The 16775-nt window shown below is 68.2% G+C and carries 19 protein-coding genes; 11 read left to right on the top strand and 8 right to left on the bottom strand.

Annotation, left to right across the window (positions count from 1 at the left end; all coding sequences use genetic code 11):
* Positions 1-9: 9 nt before the first annotated feature.
* Positions 10-720 carry a FadR/GntR family transcriptional regulator gene (locus tag HDA45_RS09960; protein ID WP_184893970.1) on the bottom strand — a complete coding sequence of 237 codons (711 nt, stop codon included), beginning with the start codon at positions 718-720 and terminating at the stop codon, positions 10-12.
* A 106-nt stretch (positions 721-826) separates the two neighbouring features.
* Between HDA45_RS09960 and HDA45_RS09955 the strand changes: the two genes are divergently transcribed.
* From HDA45_RS09955 to HDA45_RS09945, 3 genes are read left to right on the top strand one after another with little or no spacing between them, the layout of a single operon-like run.
* Positions 827-1129, top strand: coding sequence for an L-rhamnose mutarotase (locus HDA45_RS09955; RefSeq protein WP_007031375.1), 303 nt, complete (start codon positions 827-829; stop codon positions 1127-1129).
* Positions 1126-2097, top strand: coding sequence for an aldo/keto reductase (locus tag HDA45_RS09950; RefSeq protein ID WP_184893968.1), 972 nt, complete (start codon positions 1126-1128; stop codon positions 2095-2097). The genes HDA45_RS09955 and HDA45_RS09950 overlap by 4 nt, the downstream gene beginning before the upstream one ends.
* The gene (locus HDA45_RS09945) at positions 2094-2918 is read left to right on the top strand and encodes an amidohydrolase family protein (RefSeq protein WP_184893967.1); all 825 of its coding nucleotides are present in this window, start codon (positions 2094-2096) and stop codon (positions 2916-2918) included. Before HDA45_RS09950 ends, HDA45_RS09945 begins: the two co-directional genes overlap by 4 nt.
* Before the next feature lie 221 nt (positions 2919-3139).
* Here the strand turns inward: HDA45_RS09945 and shbA are convergent, their stop codons facing one another.
* The 4 genes from shbA to HDA45_RS09925 form a co-directional block, all read right to left on the bottom strand.
* Positions 3140-3796: an RNA polymerase sigma factor ShbA gene (shbA, locus tag HDA45_RS09940; protein WP_184893966.1), complete on the bottom strand. Its 657-nt coding sequence runs from the start codon at positions 3794-3796 to the stop codon at positions 3140-3142.
* 250 nt (positions 3797-4046) lie between these two features.
* Positions 4047-4343, bottom strand: coding sequence for a DUF202 domain-containing protein (locus HDA45_RS09935; RefSeq protein WP_184893965.1), 297 nt, complete (start codon positions 4341-4343; stop codon positions 4047-4049).
* A gap of 13 nt (positions 4344-4356) precedes the next feature.
* Complete coding sequence (locus HDA45_RS09930) at positions 4357-4707, bottom strand: DUF202 domain-containing protein (protein ID WP_184893964.1); 351 nt, start codon at positions 4705-4707, stop codon at positions 4357-4359.
* Between the two features lie 10 nt (positions 4708-4717).
* On the bottom strand, positions 4718-5173 hold the full coding sequence (locus HDA45_RS09925; protein ID WP_184893963.1) for a GtrA family protein: 456 nt from the start codon (positions 5171-5173) through the stop codon (positions 4718-4720).
* A 172-nt stretch (positions 5174-5345) separates the two neighbouring features.
* Here HDA45_RS09925 and HDA45_RS09920 point away from each other — a divergent pair, with 172 nt between their 5' ends.
* A complete protein-coding gene (locus HDA45_RS09920) occupies positions 5346-5561 on the top strand; it encodes a hypothetical protein (RefSeq protein WP_184893962.1) in 216 nt (71 codons plus the stop codon).
* An 81-nt stretch (positions 5562-5642) separates the two neighbouring features.
* Positions 5643-5954 carry an iron-sulfur cluster biosynthesis protein gene (locus HDA45_RS09915; protein ID WP_184893960.1) on the top strand — a complete coding sequence of 104 codons (312 nt, stop codon included), beginning with the start codon at positions 5643-5645 and terminating at the stop codon, positions 5952-5954.
* Between the two features lie 18 nt (positions 5955-5972).
* Here HDA45_RS09915 and HDA45_RS09910 read toward each other — a convergent pair whose 3' ends face one another.
* Together HDA45_RS09910 and HDA45_RS09905 are read right to left on the bottom strand one after the other, a co-directional pair.
* On the bottom strand, positions 5973-7097 hold the full coding sequence (locus HDA45_RS09910; protein WP_184893958.1) for a glycerate kinase: 1125 nt from the start codon (positions 7095-7097) through the stop codon (positions 5973-5975).
* Positions 7094-8059 (bottom strand): NAD(P)-dependent oxidoreductase, encoded by a 966-nt coding sequence (locus HDA45_RS09905; protein WP_184893956.1) that lies wholly within the window; start codon positions 8057-8059, stop codon positions 7094-7096. The genes HDA45_RS09910 and HDA45_RS09905 overlap by 4 nt, the downstream gene beginning before the upstream one ends.
* Positions 8060-8216: 157 nt before the next feature.
* Between HDA45_RS09905 and HDA45_RS09900 the strand changes: the two genes are divergently transcribed.
* Positions 8217-8744, top strand: coding sequence for a hypothetical protein (locus HDA45_RS09900; protein WP_184893954.1), 528 nt, complete (start codon positions 8217-8219; stop codon positions 8742-8744).
* Here the strand turns inward: HDA45_RS09900 and HDA45_RS09895 are convergent.
* On the bottom strand, positions 8737-10842 hold the full coding sequence (locus HDA45_RS09895) for an alpha-galactosidase (RefSeq protein ID WP_184893952.1): 2106 nt from the start codon (positions 10840-10842) through the stop codon (positions 8737-8739). The genes HDA45_RS09900 and HDA45_RS09895 overlap by 8 nt on opposite strands.
* A gap of 76 nt (positions 10843-10918) precedes the next feature.
* On the opposite strand from HDA45_RS09895, the gene HDA45_RS09890 reads away from it, so the two are divergent.
* The 5 genes from HDA45_RS09890 to HDA45_RS09870 are packed head-to-tail and all read left to right on the top strand — an operon-like array spanning position 10919 to position 16468.
* Positions 10919-12088 (top strand): ROK family transcriptional regulator, encoded by a 1170-nt coding sequence (locus tag HDA45_RS09890; protein WP_221471063.1) that lies wholly within the window; start codon positions 10919-10921, stop codon positions 12086-12088.
* Between the two features lie 9 nt (positions 12089-12097).
* Entirely contained in the window at positions 12098-13378 is a 1281-nt protein-coding gene (locus HDA45_RS09885) for an ABC transporter substrate-binding protein (RefSeq protein ID WP_184893950.1), read from the top strand.
* The gene (locus tag HDA45_RS09880) at positions 13375-14286 is read left to right on the top strand and encodes a carbohydrate ABC transporter permease (protein WP_184893948.1); all 912 of its coding nucleotides are present in this window, start codon (positions 13375-13377) and stop codon (positions 14284-14286) included. The genes HDA45_RS09885 and HDA45_RS09880 overlap by 4 nt, the downstream gene beginning before the upstream one ends.
* Before the next feature lies 1 nt (position 14287).
* A complete protein-coding gene (locus HDA45_RS09875; protein WP_184893946.1) occupies positions 14288-15127 on the top strand; it encodes a carbohydrate ABC transporter permease in 840 nt (279 codons plus the stop codon).
* A gap of 21 nt (positions 15128-15148) precedes the next feature.
* Positions 15149-16468: a glycoside hydrolase family 27 protein gene (locus HDA45_RS09870; RefSeq protein ID WP_246480662.1), complete on the top strand. Its 1320-nt coding sequence runs from the start codon at positions 15149-15151 to the stop codon at positions 16466-16468.
* Positions 16469-16775 lie beyond the last annotated feature (307 nt).

The raw sequence follows: 16775 nt of genomic DNA, 5'->3' as shown, positions 1-16775 counted from the left end.
AGTGCGGTGTCAGGAAAGTTCGGCGGCCGTGGTGGGATCGTCGGCGGTGCCGAGGGCGTTGCGGAGCCATTGCTCCACACCCGCCACGTGCACGGTGGCCCACGAACGCGCCAGTTCGGGTTCGCGGGCGGCGATGGCCTCGTAGATCGCCGAGTGCTGCTCGCGGGTCTTCGCGACAGCGCCCTCTTGCGTGAGCCCGCGCCAGATGCGGGCGCGCGCAGTGGGGCCGGACAGGCTGTCGAGCAGCGAGCACAGCACCGGATTGCCGGAGCCGTCGGCGATCTTGCGGTGGAATTGCAGATCGTTCGCGACCAGCGCCTCCACCGTCGGCGAGTCGGCCAGTTCGTCGAGCAGGCAGCCTAGTTCAGCGATGTCCTCGTCGCTCATGTGCAACGCGGCCATCGCCGTCGCCGCCGGCTCGAGGATCCGGCGGACGGCGAGGAAATCCAGCACGGTGTCGTCGCGGTGGAAGTCCACCACGAACGTCATCGCGTCGAGGAGGAGATTCGGTTCGAGGCTGGTGACGTACGTTCCGTCGCCCTGGCGGACGTCGAGCACGCGGATCAGGCACAACGCCTTCACCGCTTCGCGCAGCGAACTGCGGGACAGGCCGAGCCGCTGGGCCAGTTCGGCCTCCTTCGGCAGCCTGTCGCCCGGAGCAAGCTCGCCGGAGATGATCATGTCCTTGATCTTGTCGATCGCGACATCGGTGACCGGCATGTTCCACCGCCCTCCCCGAAGACCTCGGATGTTTGAGTGTTAGTTGACAGAGTGCCATGTTTCGAGCTGAGGAGGCGCGGTGACCCACGGTGTCGCACTACAAAGAGTGGCACTCCACACCCGGTTGAAGCCGGGCAAGGAGGCCGAATACGAGTCGGTCCACGCCGTCATCCCGCCTGACCTCGACGAAGCGCTGCGTGGCGCGGGTGTGCGTTCGTGGCGGATCTGGCGCGACGGCCTCGACCTGTTCCACGTGGTGGAGGTCGAGGACTACGCGAAGATGCGCGCGGTCCTGCGCGATCATCCGGCCAACATCCCGTGGCAGGCACGGATGTCGGAACTGCTCGACGTCGAAGACGACTACTCGGGCGGCGATTCGGGCCTCGGCCTGGTTTGGGAGCTCCCGTGAAGATCTCCCTGTCCCCACTGGGGCTCGGCTGCGCGCAGCTGGGCAACCTGTACCACGCCATCTCCGACGAGACGGCCGAAGCGACCGTCCGGCAGGCGTGGGACGAAGGCATCCGGTACTTCGACACCGCCCCGCACTACGGTCTCGGCCTGTCGGAACGACGGCTGGGCGAAGCACTTTCGGCGTACCCCCGCGCGGACTTCGTGGTGTCGACCAAGGTCGGCCGGGTACTGGAGCCGAATCCGGCGGGCGCTTCGCGCACCGACTCGCAGGGTTTCGTCGTCCCCGCGGCCTACAAAAGACGCTGGGACTTCAGTCGCGACGGGATCCTCCGGTCGCTTGAGGACAGTCTGACCCGGCTGGGGCTCGACCGCGTGGACGTCGTCTACGTGCACGATCCGGACCACCACTTCGAGGACACCGTCAACGGCGCGTTCCCCGCGCTGCTCGAACTGCGGGAGCAGGGTGTCATCGACGCCATCGGGGCCGGGATGAATCAGGCGCCGATGCTCGCGGAGTTCGTCCGCCGGTTCGATCTCGACGTGATCCTGCTGGCCGGGCGGTACACCCTGCTCGACCAGCCCGCCCTCGACGATCTCCTGCCGCTGTGCGAGGAACGCGGGGTGGACGTCGTGGTCGGGGGCGCGTTCAACGCCGGGATCCTCGCCACCGCGTCGCCGGGCACGATGTACGACTACGCCGAGGCCCCGGCCGAGCTCGTCGAGCGTGCCCAGCGGATCGCCGAGGTCTGCGAGCGCTACGGCGTCGAACTCCCGCAGGCCGCTTTGGGGCTGCCGGCCGCGCATCCGGCGGTGGTGTCCGTCGTCGTCGGCGCGCACGATCCCGGCCAGGTGCGGCTCAACGCCGAACGGTTCCGGCGCCCGGTGCCGCGCGAGTTGTGGACGGAGCTGATCCGTGCGGGACTGTTGCGTGAGGACACCGTGCTGCGACCGGAAGGACAGTCGTGATCGACGCGCACCACCACCTTTGGGATCTCTCGCGGCGGAACTACCCGTGGATGGCGGGAAGCGCGCTGGAACCGATCCGCCGTCCGTACACAGTGGACGATCTTCGGGCGGTGACCAAGGCGGCGGGGGTGAAGGGGACCGTGCTGGTGCAGACGGTCTCGTCGGCGGAGGAGACGCACGAGTTCCTTGACACCGCTCGCGCCGAACCGCTGATCGCGGGTGTGGTCGGCTGGACCGACCTGACCGCTCCCGACGTCGCCGAGCGCGTCGCCGCGTTTTCCGGTCCCCTGGTGGGAATCCGGCATCAGGTGGAGGACGAGCCGGATCCGGCTTGGCTGACGCGCCCGGACGTTTCGCGTGGTCTCGCCGCGCTCGGCGAGGCCGGGCTGGCGTACGACCTGCTGGTGAAGCCGCCCCAGCTCCCCGCGGCCCTCGCCGCGGCGAAAGCGTTGCCCGATCAGGTTTTCGTACTCGACCACGCGGCGAAGCCGCCGATCTCGTCGGGGGACTGGCAGCCCTGGGCGGACGGTGTCGCGGCCTTGGGAGAGCTCGACAACGTGTACTGCAAGCTTTCCGGGCTGGTGACCGAAGCGGACTGGGCGCGGTGGAAGGTCGGACAGCTGGCACGCTGGTCCGAGCACGTGCTGGAGTCCTTCGGCGCCTCACGGCTGATGTTCGGCTCCGACTGGCCGGTCTGCGAACTCGCGGCCGCGTACGAAGTCGTCGTCGACACGGCGTTTTCGCTGACGGGCTCGTTGAGCGACGCGGAACGGCTGGAGTTCTTCGACGGCACCGCTCGGCGTGCCTACGGCCTCTCGTGAGTGACCAGAGGCGGATCTCGCGTGATTGGAGGCGGATCTCGCGTGACTAGACGCCGCACACGCGAGATCCGTCTTCAATCACGCGAGTTCGGCGTCTGATCACGCGAGTTCGGGTATGACAAAGAACCGGCACGAAGCCGTTTCGAGGAAGAAAGTGGGCGGCGCGGGGTCCGGGCGCCTGGAAACCGCCGATCGACGACCTGCGGCAGGGGGAGGAAAGATCAGAATTCGTCCTGTTTGACCATCGTCCGCAGGCGGGCCAGTGCGCGGTGCTGCGTCACGCGCACGTTGCCGGCGGAGATTCCGAGAGCCTCGGCGGTTTCGGCGGCGGAAAGGCCGACGGCGATGCGGAGGGCGAGGATCTCCTGCTGCACTCGCGGAAGGGTGGAGAGCAGGCGGCTGAGCCGGGCACCGAGGTCCAGGTGCAGGGCGTGCGTCTCGGGCTCGTTGTCGCCGATGGGCCGTTCGGGCAGTTCCGGTACCGGCTCCGACCGGTCACGGGAGACCGCGCGGTAGGCGTCGGCGACCTTGTTGGCGGCGATCGCGTGCACGAGATAGAGGAACGAACCGCCGCGATCCTGGTAGCCGGGCAGTGCCTTCAGCACGGCCATGCACACTTCCTGCGCGACGTCGTCCGCCGACAGGTAGGACAGATCGCGGCCGCCCATCCGGGCGCGGCAGTACCGGACCACGACGGGGCCGATCATCCGCAGCAGTGACTGGATCGCGGCGGGATTCCCGTCGCCCGCGTCCTTGACGAGGGGGTCGAGATCCTCCTTCGTCAGCCGTCCGCCCGGTCGAGGCAGGTTCTCCGGAGTCGTGTATCCGGGGACCGCATCGGGGGTGACGGTTCTGGACGCGCTGGAAAGTGCTTGCATGGTCGTCCTCCCCGGCCGACCCTGCGACCGTCGCTGTCGAGGGGCCAACACTCCGTAACGATTTAAGGCGACAGATGCTCCGTAAGATCAGATTCACCTGTCGCCGATGCGACGCAGCGTAATCGTAGGCGTCGATCGGACGGCAGTAAAGATTTCAACTAGAGATAGCCCATTCGACGGAGTCGGCTTAATACAACCGAGACTCTGCGTCGCCGGAAAGGCCTCCGGGATCGCAGGATGTGCGCGGCCCTTAGCGCACCGCGATCAAGGCGACCGCTGTCGCTACGACGAGTGTCGACGTTGTGACGGCAAGGATCGGGTTAAGAGGTTTCGGGGTTTCGGCGCCGCGCAGTGCCCGTTCACGGATCGAGCCGATGACGACCAGGACGATCACCATCGCGCCCGCGACCGCGACCGGGATGACCGCCGTTCCCCAGCCTCGCCGGGCGGCCGTGTGCAAGAGCAGGAGTGTGCAGGCAGTAGCCGCGAGCGCGGTCCGGCGCCAGGCGAGGCCCGTCCGTTCCGCTTGCGCTCCGTGATCGCTCACTCGCTCGTCATGTTCACGAGAAGACCACCAGGGCCGCGGCGGTCAGGGTGATCACGAGGATTCCGGCCGTCAGCAGGACCAGCAGCCCGCTCTTCGGCAGCGGCCGTCCCGCTCGCATCGCGCTCTGGACCTGCCGCCAGCGCGGATACGCGGACGCCGCGAGGACGGCGGCCAGTACGACGCACAATCCCGCGAGGACGGTGCTCAGCGCGCTCGGGTCGGGGACCAGCTGGTGCACGGCGACGCCGCCGGCGAGCAGGCCCAGCGCCGTCCGGAGCCAGGCGAGGAAGGTCCGTTCGTTGGCGAGCGTGAATCGGTAGTCGGGTTCCGAGCCGCCGTCATGCGGTCCGTTGATCTCTGCCACGCGACGAACACTAGGCGCTGCGGCGTGCGAAGACCCACCAGCGAAGAACCGCGAAGCGCGCGATGCCGCCCACGACACTGGCCGCGAGCAGGGCGCCTGTCTGTTCCAGCGCGGTCGGCTCGGTGATCACCGCGTCGAGCGAAGCGAGCACGATCGAGCCGTACGCGGCGTAGAAGGCGAACGTCATCAGGTCCTGGAAGTGCCGTTTGCCCGCGTGACTCTTCCGGGTGGCGAAGGTGACCCGGCGGTGGAACTCGGTGTTCCCGACGGTCGTGACCGCGAGCGCGACGAGATTGGCCACCTGGGGGCCGAGGATCGGCTGCAGGACGAGGAACAGCACCGCTTGCAGGCCGGTGGCGACCACACCGGCGACGACGTACCACGCGGCATGGTGGCCGAGCTCGTGGTGTCGTTCCGGCGCGCGCCGGATGATCCGGTGCCCTGGCGCCCACCTGGTGGTGGTCATACCGACGACGCTACTCCTTGTTTCACAAACTTGTGAAGCTAATGAACCACCTGAGAAACTGTGATCCCCGCGACAGCGCCGCCGTTTGGCCTGCGAAGACGTCGGGTAAGCCATGGAGACCGGGTCGAGTACAGCACGCCCCGGTCAACGTCCGACGAGGAGGGAGCGGCCGATGAGCGACCGCGAGACGGCTGAGCCGGAAACGTTGAGCCCCAGCGAGGCTCTCGACGAGGACGAACTCCGTGTCGATCCACTCGAAGAAGGCGTCGAGCCGCCTGAACACTGGAGTGGGGCCGACCGTTTCGGGACCACGCCCGCGGAGATCCGCGAAGGGGAACCGCACGCCATGCGGCTGGCCGAAGAGGAGCCGGACGTCGGCGAGAAATGATCTTCGCTCAGACGGCAGGCCGTGCCGCGACCCCCTAGCGTGGTTCGTCAAGTGCAAGACCGCGACGAAGGAAGGGCAGAGATGCTGACAGTCACCGAAGCCGCCGCCGAGGCGATCACCGCACTGACCGGGCAGGAGAACGGGCAAGACGGAGGCGGGCTGCGTTTCGCGATGCATTCCCAGCAGGGGGACAGCCCCCAGCTAGCGGTTTCCGTCGCCCCCGAACCCGAAAGCGGCGACAGGGTGCTCGGCGCGGACGGCGGCCCGAAGGTGTTCCTGGAGCCCGAAGCGGCCGCGTTGCTCGACGACAAGGTCCTCGACGTCCAGCAGGACGAGACCGGCGAAGTCGCCTTCGCCGTACTCCCGCAGGCTCAGCCCCAGCCTGGCAGCTGAGCCCGGCGGGTTCAGGCTTTAAGTCCGGGCCCAGGCACGGACCAGCTCGCCGGCCCGCTCGCGCAGGAGCTCCGCCGCGTGCGCACGCGCGTGGTCGAGCGAAGGCGCGTGGTCGATCAGGGCGGCGCTGCCCACGACACCGAGGCCGGCGAGCTGGCTCTCGTCCAGCTGGATCCGTCCGGCCAGCACCATCAGGGGGACCGCGTGCTCTTGCGCGCGGGCCGCGATGCCCGCCGGGGCTTTGCCGTCGAGACTTTGCTCGTCCAGGGAGCCCTCGCCGGTGATGACGAGATCTGCGCGCTCGATGGCGCCGGCGACCCCGGTGAGCCCGGCGATGAGCTGGAAGCCGGATTCGACCGAGGCGCCGAGTCCCGCGATCGCGCCGGCCGCGACACCGCCGCCCGCGCCCGCTCCGGGAAGATCGGAGACGTCGGGGGTTCCCGCGTTCCGCAACGCCTGTGCCCAGCGGGCCAGTGACTCGTCCAGTTGCTCGACCTCGCGCGGACCAGCGCCCTTCTGCGGACCGAAGATCGCGGCCGCGCCCCGCGGTCCGAGCAGCGGGTTCGTCACGTCGGTGGCCACGGCGACCTCGACGGAGCCGAGCCTTTCGCGCACCGGGCCGAGTTCGGCCGAAGCGACGCGGCCCAGGGTGCCGCCGCCGAGTCCGACCGGTGCGCCGAACGCGTCGAACACCCCGGCGCCCAGCGCCGCCAGCATGCCGGCGCCGCCGTCGGTGCTCGCGGTTCCGCCGACGGTCAGCACCAGCCGCCGCGCGCCGTTGTCGAGCGCGTGCGCGAGGAGTTCGCCGACGCCCCAGGTGTGCGCGGTCAGTGCCACTTCCGGACTCGGCTCGACGAATTCGATCCCGCACGCGCGAGCCGACTCGATGTACGCCGTCCCGTCGAGCAGTACGTAGCTCGCCTCGACGGTGCCGTCGAGCGGCCCGCGGACCGGCAGTTCCACGAGACGGCCACCCGCCGCGACGAGGACGTCGAGCGTTCCCTCGCCGCCGTCGGCGACAGGGCAGGAGGAGACCTCGGCTTCGGGTAGCGCGTCGCGAACGCCGTGAGCGATCGCCTCCGCGGCCTCGACCGCTGTCAGGCTTCCCTTGAACTTGTCGGGCGCGATGACGACACGAGTCATGGACGAACCTCCGTCAGGGGGTTTCCGCCGGCGAGCACCGACGCGACGTTCTCGGCCGCGAGCACGGCCATGGCAGTACGGGTCTCGACCGTCGCCGATCCGAGGTGCGGCGTCAAGACGACGTTTTCGCGATCCAGCAGGCGCGGCTCGACCTCGGGTTCGGCTTCGAACACGTCGAGACCCGCTCCGGCGATCTCCCCCGCCTCGAGCGCGTCCGCCAGCGCCGCCTCGTGGACGACGGGCCCCCGGGTGGTGTTGATCAGGTACGCGCCCGGTTTCATCGACTTCAGCGCGTCCGCGTCGATGAGGTGCCGGGTCTCCGGCGTCAGAGGGCAGTGCAGCGAAACGACGTCGGAGCTTCGCAACAGTTCGCCGACGGACACGTACTTCGCGCCCAACGTCTTCTCGACGTCTTCGGCGGCCCGCGATCGTCCCGAGTAGACGATCCGCATGCCGAAAGCGAGTGCCCGCCGCGCGACCGCCTGCCCGATCTGGCCGAGTCCGACGATCCCCAGCGTCTTGTCCTGGAGCCCGGAGCCGAGCAGGAAACCCAGGTGGAACGACCACGGGGTGCGCGAGCGGATCAGCCGTTCGCCCTCGCCGATCCGTCGCGTGACCGCGAGGAGCAACCCGAATGCCAGATCCGCGGTCGCGTCGGTGAGCACGCCGGGGGTGTTGGTGACGGTGACGCCGCGTTCCGCCAGCGCGGGGACATCGAGGTTGTCGTAGCCGACGGCCACGTTCGCCACGACCTTCAGGCCGGGGCCCGCCGCGTCGGCGACCGCGCCGTCGATGCGGTCGTGCAGCATGCCGACGATCGCGGACGCGCCCCCGACGAACTCTCGCAGTTCGTCCGGTGTCAGCGGCCTCTCGGCGCGCGACAGTTTCACCTCCCCGGCTTCGGCGAGCACTTTCAGCGCTTCGTCGGGAATCCACCGGGTCACCGCGATCGTCGAGGTCACCCCCTCAGCCTAGTGTGCGGAGTTTGGTATCCCAAACCTGCGAATCCCCGGTATGAGGGAGGCGCTTCCCCTGCGCGGGGGAGTCGTCACCGCCGGTTGCCCCGGGATGGTTGTGAGCGCGGAAATGTTTCGCGACCAGGGGATTCCAGGGGTGGAAATGAAACGATCACGAGAGCTCGCGGCCATCGGAGCCGCGATGGTCCTCGCCACGACGCTCGTCGCCGCCGGTCCGGCGTCGGGAGCGGAGGAGGGCAAGGGGAAGCCGACCGAACCGAGTCTGGTCGGCAGCGCCAAGATGCTGCGCAAGGACGGCCAGGACGTCCGGTTCACCTTCGACGCGCACGGGCTCTTCCCGGACAGCAGGGGGACGTTCCGGGTGAGCCACTCGGGCGCGGGGTTCTCGGCCTACTTCCAGGGCAGGGTCGACTGCCTGGTGGTCGGCGGCCCGGTCGCCGTGGTCACCGGCATCGTCGAGGACACGAACGTCCCGGGGCTCGAGGACCGCCGTGTCGGGATGTCGGTGTACGACCACGGCAAACGGGACCGGGTCGGCTACAGCTGGGGGCCCGATCCCGACCACGAGTTCGTCGTGCCGCCCTGTATGAGCAGTGCGCCGTTCGAGACGGTCGAGACGGGGGACTTCAAGGCCGTCGAATGGTTCCCTCCCGGCAGCGGGATCAGCTGATCCGGGTGAGCCGGATCAGGGCGCTGGCGTAGTCCTTTTCGGACAGTGCCGGATCGATCCCGTGCGAAAGCAGGATCGCGCCATGGTGGATCTCGCCGGTGTCTTCGTCGTGGTAGCGCGCTTCCGGGTCGAGCCCGGCGAGGCGGGGAGGGACGAGCGGGCGGCCGTATTCCGTCGGCCGTTGCCAGATCAGCACGACCACGCGGTCCTCGAGCAGGTACTGGACCGCGGTCAAGGGGGAGCCGCCCGGTTCGCCCAGCCGGTACTGCGCGCCGTGCTGGACGACCGGGCGGATCTCCTTGTAGAGAGCCACGAGCTCGGCGGCCTCACGGCGCTCCTCGAACGTCCACAGTGGAAGGTCACCGCCGAGGCCGAGGACCCCCGCCATGGCGACGTGGAACCGGAACCGGAGCGGGATCGACCGCCCGGTCAGGGGATTCGGGCTGTCGGTCACCCAGGCGGCCATGGTGCCCGCGGGATAGAGCTGGCCGTAACCGTGCTGGATGCCGATCCGGTCGAAGGCGTCGGTGTTGTCCGACGTCCACACCTCGTCGGTGCGGGCGAGGATGCCGAGGTCCGCGCGTCCGCCACCGCCCGCGCAGGACTCGATCCGCAGCCGGGGGTGGTCCGCCCGCAGCCGGTCCATCACCGAGTACACCGCGCGGACGTGGTCGATCCACGCCCGGGACGCGTCTTCGCCGCGTTCCGGCCAGCCCGCCTCGGTGAACGCGCGGTTCATGTCCCATTTGAGGAAGTCGATCTCGTGGCGGCCCACGAGGTCGTCGAGCCATTTGTGGGCCCAGTCCGCGACTTCCGGCCGCGCGAAGTTGAGCACGAGCTGACCGCGCAACATCGTCCGCTCACGATTGTCCATACGCAGCACCCAGTCCGGATGCGCGCGGTAGAGATCGCTGTCCGGGTTCACCATCTCCGGTTCGACCCAGATCCCGAACCGCATGCCGAGGCGATGGACCTCGTCGATGAGCGGGTCGAGCCCGGCGGGGAAGCGTTCGGGGTTCGGTGTCCAGTCGCCGAGCCCGGCGGTGTCGTCGGAGCGGCCGCCGAACCAGCCGTCGTCCATGACGAACAGCTCCGCGCCCAATTCGGCGGCCGCGACGGCCAGTGCCTTCTGTTTCTCCTCGTCGACGTCCCAGCCGGTGGCCTCCCACGAGTTGTAGACGATCGGCCGCAGCTCCTCGGGATGTGGCAGGACGTGTCCGGAAACGTAAGCGTGCCAACGCCTGCTGGTGCCGCCGAAGCCGTCGGCCGCGTAGAGACCGGCGAACACCGGCGTCTCCAGGATCTCGCCGGGCCGCAGCGTCCTGGTCAGTCCTTCGTGACCGGCGCCGCCGGTCCAGCCGACACGATCGGTATGCGACCGCTCGGCGGTGATCCGCCAGCTGCCGCTCCACGCGAGCGCGGCGCTCCACACCTCGCCGTGTCCCTCGTCCGCGTCACCCGCGTCGAGCATCAGCCAGGGATTGGCCTGGTGACTGGAAACCCCGCGCCTGCTGGTCGACGTCGTCTCGCCGGTAGACAGCGGCTCGCGGCGGACCCCGAACTCCGAACTCCAGGCACCCGAAACGTGCGAAAGCCGGTAACCCGCCCGCCTCGGCACCGTCCAGGACGCGGAATCGTTGCGCAGCAGGGTGATCGGCGCGCCTTCGCCGAGGTGCCGCAGTGTGGTCCAGCGCTCGATGACGTCGGAGTCTTCGTGCACGCGGTAGTGGAGCCCGACTTCGAGCGGATAGTGCCGGTCTCGCAGCCGGATGGTCAGTTCGCCGTTTTCGCTTGTGTGGCCGAGGAACTGCCACTCGACCGCCTGCGTCCCGTCCGCGAACCGCACCTGCAAGGCCGGGACGCCGAACGCCGCCCCGCCTTCGACGGGGAGCTCCGGCCGGTCGTCGCCAGGCTCGTCGAAGCTGCTGTCCGCCGGGTTCCGCCGCGCGCCGATCGATTTCGCCTGCTCGAGGGTGAGCGGGGGACCCCAGTGCACGTGCGTCGGCCGGTCGGCGGCGTCGAGCCGCAGCGCGTACGACGTCTGCGGGGTGCCGAGCAGCCAGAGGCGCCGGTCTTGGTCGAACTCGATCCTCGACATGAGTCCGAGCGTAGAGCTGACCAGCGGAAAAATAAATTCTTGACGAAGTTAATTTATTCGTCGTACCGTACCGGCCATGCCACGCAGTGCACCGGCAAGGGCGCCGATCACCAGTCCCGCGGCGGCGACCGTGTTCACCACGGTCCTGACGCAGGGGCCGGTCAGCCGCGTGGACGTGGCCCGCCGGACGGGTCTGTCCTCGGCCGCGGTCACCAAGGCCGCGCGTCCGTTCATCGAGGCCGGTTACCTGGAGGAATTGGCGTCGGAGGAACGGACGGGGCCGGGGGCGGGCCGTCCGGCGAACCCCCTCGCGATCCGATCGGACCGCGAGTACTTCGTCGGTGTGAAGATCACCGCGGACGATCTGATCGGCGTCGTCACCGATCTCCGGGCCGGTATCCAGACCTCGCGCCACCATCCCTTGCGGGACCACGATGTCGAGCACGTCGTCGCCGCGCTGGCGGATCTGGTGGGCGAGCTGCTGGACGAGGGATACCGGGACCGCGCCTACAGTCTCGGTGTCGCGATCTCCGGGGACGTCGACCGGGAGACCGGACTCGTGCGTTACTCGCCTTTCCTCGGCTGGCGCGATGTCCCGCTGGCCGAACTCCTCGACGAGGCGACAGGCCTGAAGACGACGTTGGAGAACGACGTCAAGGCGCTCGCCGTCGCGGAGCAGTGGTTCGGTGAAGGCGTCGGCGCCTCGTCGTTCGCGCTGGTCACCGTCGGCACCGGGATCGGCAGCGCGCTGGTGGTCAACGGGCGGCTGGTCAGCGGCGCGCACGGGGTGGCGGGAGAGATCGGGCATGTGCCGATCTCCGCCGACGGTCCGGTCTGTCACTGCGGCGGAACCGGTTGCGTGGAGGCGATCGCGTCCACCGAAGCGATACTCGCCGCGGCGAAAGAAGCGGCGGGAGAACCCGGCCTGACCATGGACGACGCCGTCGCCAGGGCTCGCGGGGGAGACGAATCCCTGCGCGAGGTGTTCGCGGGAGCCGGGCACGCGATCGGGCTCGGGCTGGCCGCGCTGGTCAACCTGTTCGGCCCGGAACGCGTGGTCGTCTCCGGTGAAGGCGTCGCCACCTACGACTTGTTCGAAGATCAGATCCGCCGGACCTTCGCCGTGCAGGCGTTCGGCAGCGCGGGCCGGTGCGGTCTGGTGATCCGGCCGCTGCCGTTCGAGGAATGGGCACGGGGCGCTGCCGCCGTCGCCGTACAAGGTCTCTTCGTCCCCGACCGCCTTTAGGAGTTCGACATGCCAGCTCCGCTTTCCCGTCGCACCTTCCTCGTCGGCTCGATGCTCTTCGCCGGTGGAGCGGTCGTTTCCGCTTGTGGCACGGGTGATCCGCTCAACAAGGGCGGGAACTCTTCCGGCGCCAAAGTGACGCTCAACCAGTGGTATCACGCCTACGGTGAGGACGGCACGCAGGAAGCCGTCAAACGGTACGCGCAGGAGTTCACCAAGGCCAACCCCGACATCGCGGTCAACATCACCTGGATCGCGGGCGACTACGAGACCAAGCTGAACTCCGCGCTGCTCACCTCGCAGGCGCCGGATCTGTTCGAACTCGGCGACTTCCGGTACCAGAACGTCAAGAACGGCGTGCTCGCGCCGCTGGACGACATCCTCGCGCCGGTGCGCGGCGAGTTCAGCCAGGCCGCGCTCGACATGGTGACGGTGGACGGAAAACTCTACGGCGTCAAGATGATGGACGACGTCATGATGCTCTTCTACCGCAAGAGCGCGTTGCAGGCCGCGGGGATCGCGCCTCCGCGGACGTTCGCCGAACTGCTCGAAGCGATGAAGAAACTCAATGTCGGCAAGCAAAAGGGCCTTTACCTCGGCACCGACGGTGTCGGCGATTCCGCGTACCTGCTGCTCTGGTCCGCCGGTACCGATCTGTTCGACGCCAGTGGCAAGAAGGTCGCCTTCGACAGCCCGCAGGCGGTCGCCGCGATCGAGGGGCTCAAGCAGCTGCACGATTCCGGCGGGCTGCTCAAGGGCTACACCACCGACTGGTCGGATCCCGGCGCGTTCAAGGACAAGGCCGTCGCGATGCAGTGGTGCGGGCTCTGGGCGATGCCGCAGATCAAGAAGTCGCTGGGCGAAGACTTCGGCGTGGTGCCTTGGCCGAAATTCGGCGACGCAGGCCGTCCCGCCGCCAGGGTCGGCGGCTGGTCGCAGCTGGTCAACGCCAAGGGGGCCCAGGTGGACGCGGCCAAGAAGTACGTGAACTGGCTGTGGATCCAGCAGCGGGAACTCCAGAAGGACTGGTGCGTCAAGTACGGCTTCCACATCCCATCGCGCAAGCCGATCGCCGCGCAGACCACGGAGTTCGCCGAGGGTGCGGCCAAGGACGCCGTCACCATCTCGCAGCAGAACGGGCACACCTTCCCGGCGTTGTGGAACAAGGCGTCGCAGAACCTGCTGCTGCAGTCCGTCGTCAAGATCGCCAACGGTGAGGCCGCCGCGGGCCCCGAGCTCGCGGACGCGGCGAAGAAGGTCCAGGCCGAAGTCGACAAGCAGCTGGCATGACGTCGAAGAAGCGGCGGGACTGGCGGGCGATCGGCGCGTTCGCCGTGCTCACCGGGCCGACCGTACTGGGGCTCGGCCTGTTCAAATACGTGGCGATCGGCTGGAGCTTCCTGCTCAGCTTCAACGACGCTCGCGGCACGCTCGACCTCGGCAAATGGGTCGGGATCGACAACTACACCACGTTGCTCGCCGACGAGGCCTTCCTGTCGTCGCTGGGTTCCATCGGCCTGTTCACCCTGTTCATCGTGCCGGTGACGTTCGCGATGTCGCTGGGGCTGGCGGTCCTGCTCAACGGCATCACCAAGGGGCGCGCGTTCTTCCGGACCGCGTTCCTCATCCCGGCCGCGGTGTCCTATGTGGTCGCCGCGCTGATGTGGCGGATGGCGTTGTTCAACGGGCTCCCGACCGGCGTCGCGAACGCGCTCGGCGGGCTGTTCGGCATGGAACCGGTGGCGTGGCTTTCCGAAACGAGCCCGCCGCTGTACTGGATCGCCGTGGTGACCCTGCGTCTGTGGCTGCAGGTCGGGCTCTACATGATCCTGTTCCTCGCCGGGTTGCAAGCGATCCCGCGTTCGCTGTACGAAGCGGGGGAGCTGGACGGGACCTCGCGTCGGCAGGCCTTCCGGCACATCACGTTGCCGCAGTTGAGGAACACTTCCGTCGCGGTCCTGCTGCTGATCCTCATCGCCGCTTTCCAGGCTTTCGACGAGTTCTACAACCTGTTCAGCTCGGTGCAGACGGGCAACGCCACCGCGCCGGTGCGGCCGCCGCTGGTGTTCCTCTACGACTCCGCGCTCGGCGACCAGAACTACGGGCTCGGCTCGGCGGGGGCCTTCGTGCTGACGCTGATCATCATCGTGGTCACGTTGCTGCAGGGCCGGATCGTGGGCTTCGGGAAGAAGGACTGACATGGCCCTCCTGACCACGCGCCGCCCGCGGAACGTCGGTGGTTACGCGCTGGCCACCGTGCTCGCGGTGATCTTCCTCCTGCCGTTCTACCTGATGGTGCGCAACGCTTTGGTGACGCCGGATCAGGCGTCGTCGGCGGACTGGCACTGGCTGCCGGATCCGGTGAGCTGGGTCAACTTCGGCGACCTGTTCGCCGACGAATCGGTGCCGATGGCGAGCTCGCTGGGGAACTCGTTCCTCATCGCGATCGTCACCGCGCCGATCGCGACTTTGCTCGGTTCGATGGCGGGCTACGCGCTGGCCCGGATCGAGGTGCCCGGTCGGCGGGCGGTGTTCACCTTCATCCTGGTGACACTGATGATCCCGCAGTCGGTGACGTTCGTGCCGACGTTCGTCGTGGTCGGCGCGATGGGCGGGGTGAACACTCAATGGGGCATCATCGCGCCGAACCTGTTCAACGCCTTCGCGGTGATCCTGTTCCGCAACTTCTATCTCCGGTTCCCCGCCGAGATCGAGGAAGCGGGCCGTCTCGACGGGCTCGGCTATCTCGGCGTGTACGTGCGGCTCGTGCTGCCGAACTCCGGCGCGATGCTCGCGTCGCTCGGTTCCCTGCTGTTCATCGAGAGCTGGAACGCCTTCCTGTGGCCGCTGGTCATCGGGCAGGACCCGGCGTCGTGGACCGCGCAGATCGCGCTGTCGACGTTCCTCACCGCGCAAACGGTGAACCTGCCCGCGCTGTTCGCGGGCGCCCTGGTCACCATCGCCCCACTCGTCGCGATGTTCCTGGTCGCGCAGCGCTTCATCGTCCGCGGGATCACCGCCAGCGGGCTCAAGGAGTAGTTCTCTCAACGAGGAGACGACATGCGCTTTCTCCGCCGTCTTTCTTTGGTGTCCGTCCTGGTCGTCGCGCTCGGCGGTTTCCCCGTCGCCGAGGCGAAGACGGATTTCGTGAAACCGTTCATGGGCTGGAGCAGCTGGAGCGTCCAGTCGTCGAGCAGACCGGGCTACGGCACCGGCTGGCTCACCGAGACCCACATCCGCGACGCCGCCGACGCGATGGCGGGCAAACTGAAGTCCGCCGGGTACGAGTACGTCAACATCGACGCGGGCTGGAACGCCACCTCCGCGTGGGTCTTCCACACCGACGCGCAGGGTGTCCCGGATCCCGATCCGTCCCGGTTCCCCAGCGGGATCAAGGCTCTCGCCGATTACGTGCACGGCAAGGGTTTGAAACTGGGCCTGTACTCGGTGACGGGGCTGGAGAAAGAGGTCTACGACAAGAACGCGCCCATCGCGGGGACGTCGTGCCGCGCGCAGGACATCGCCTTCCGGCCGCTGACGCCCGCGAACATGTGGGGCGGCAACTGGAAGATCGACTACCGTAATCCCTGCGCGCAGAAGTACTACGACTCGATCGTCGCGAAGTTCGCTTCGTGGGGCGTGGACTTCATCAAAGTCGACGGCACGACCGCGGACAACGTCGCCGACATCGCGGCCTGGTCGAAGGCCATCGACCGCTCCGGCCGCGCGATGTGGCTGACAGCGAGCGCCTGGCCCGTCCCGCGCTCCATCGGCGAGCAACTCGCCCCGCACGCGAACGGTGTCCGCGTCGACACCGACATCGAGTGCTACTGCGAAACCGTGTCCTCCTGGGACAGCTCGGTGAAGGCCCGCTGGACCGAATTGCCGAACTGGCTGGGCGTCTTCGGCAAGAACTACCGGGCGGACCTGGACTCGATGCCGATCTCGAACAACGTCGGCAACGGGATCCAGGACGGCATCAACGATGTCGAACGGCAAAGCGTGATGACGTTCTGGTCGATGGCGTCGGCGCCGCTGTACGTCGGTGGTGACATCTACTTCCTGGACGACAAGGCCGTCTCGATCCTGACCAATCCCGAGGTGATCTCGGTCGACCGGTCGGGTACGTACCCGACGCGGGTGACCGGTGGGGACCTTCAGGTGTGGAAGAAGAAGCTGCGTGACGGCAGCTGGGCGCTGGCGGTCTACAACCTGGGGTCTTCGGCGGCCGACGTCACGGTGAAGTGGGGCGACGTCGGGTTGTCGGGGAAGAGGAAGGTGCGCGACCTGGTTTCGCGGAGCGATCTCGGGAAGTTCTCCGGTTCGTGGACGGCTTCGGCGGTTCCGGCGCACGGGTCGCGGCTGATCCAGGTGCGGTAGGACTTCGCGCCGGCCGGTGGCGGCTCGCCGGCGCGAGGCGGGGCCTTTCATCGCGGACTTTTCGCGGTGGAAGGCCCCTTGCCGCTGTTCTGGGTGAGGGTGTGTGGAAATAGGGACGTTGAGTGTCCCTATTTCCACACAGCCCCCTCTGTATCGGTCGCGATCGTGACCGGTCCGCTTACGTGCCGGCCCACTGCGGGCTGAAGGGGCCCTTCGCCGCGTCTCACGTGGTGAGGGGCGCTTTGCCCCCGTGTCATGCGGTGAAAGGCCCCTTCGGCCCACCCAAAGAAGGAGTGCCCCGACCGGC

Source organism: Amycolatopsis umgeniensis, assembly GCF_014205155.1.
GTDB classification, from domain to species: Bacteria; Actinomycetota; Actinomycetes; order Mycobacteriales; family Pseudonocardiaceae; genus Amycolatopsis; species Amycolatopsis umgeniensis.
Note: the sequence above shows the minus strand (reverse complement) of the source record. Positions and strands in the feature narration are given on the sequence as shown.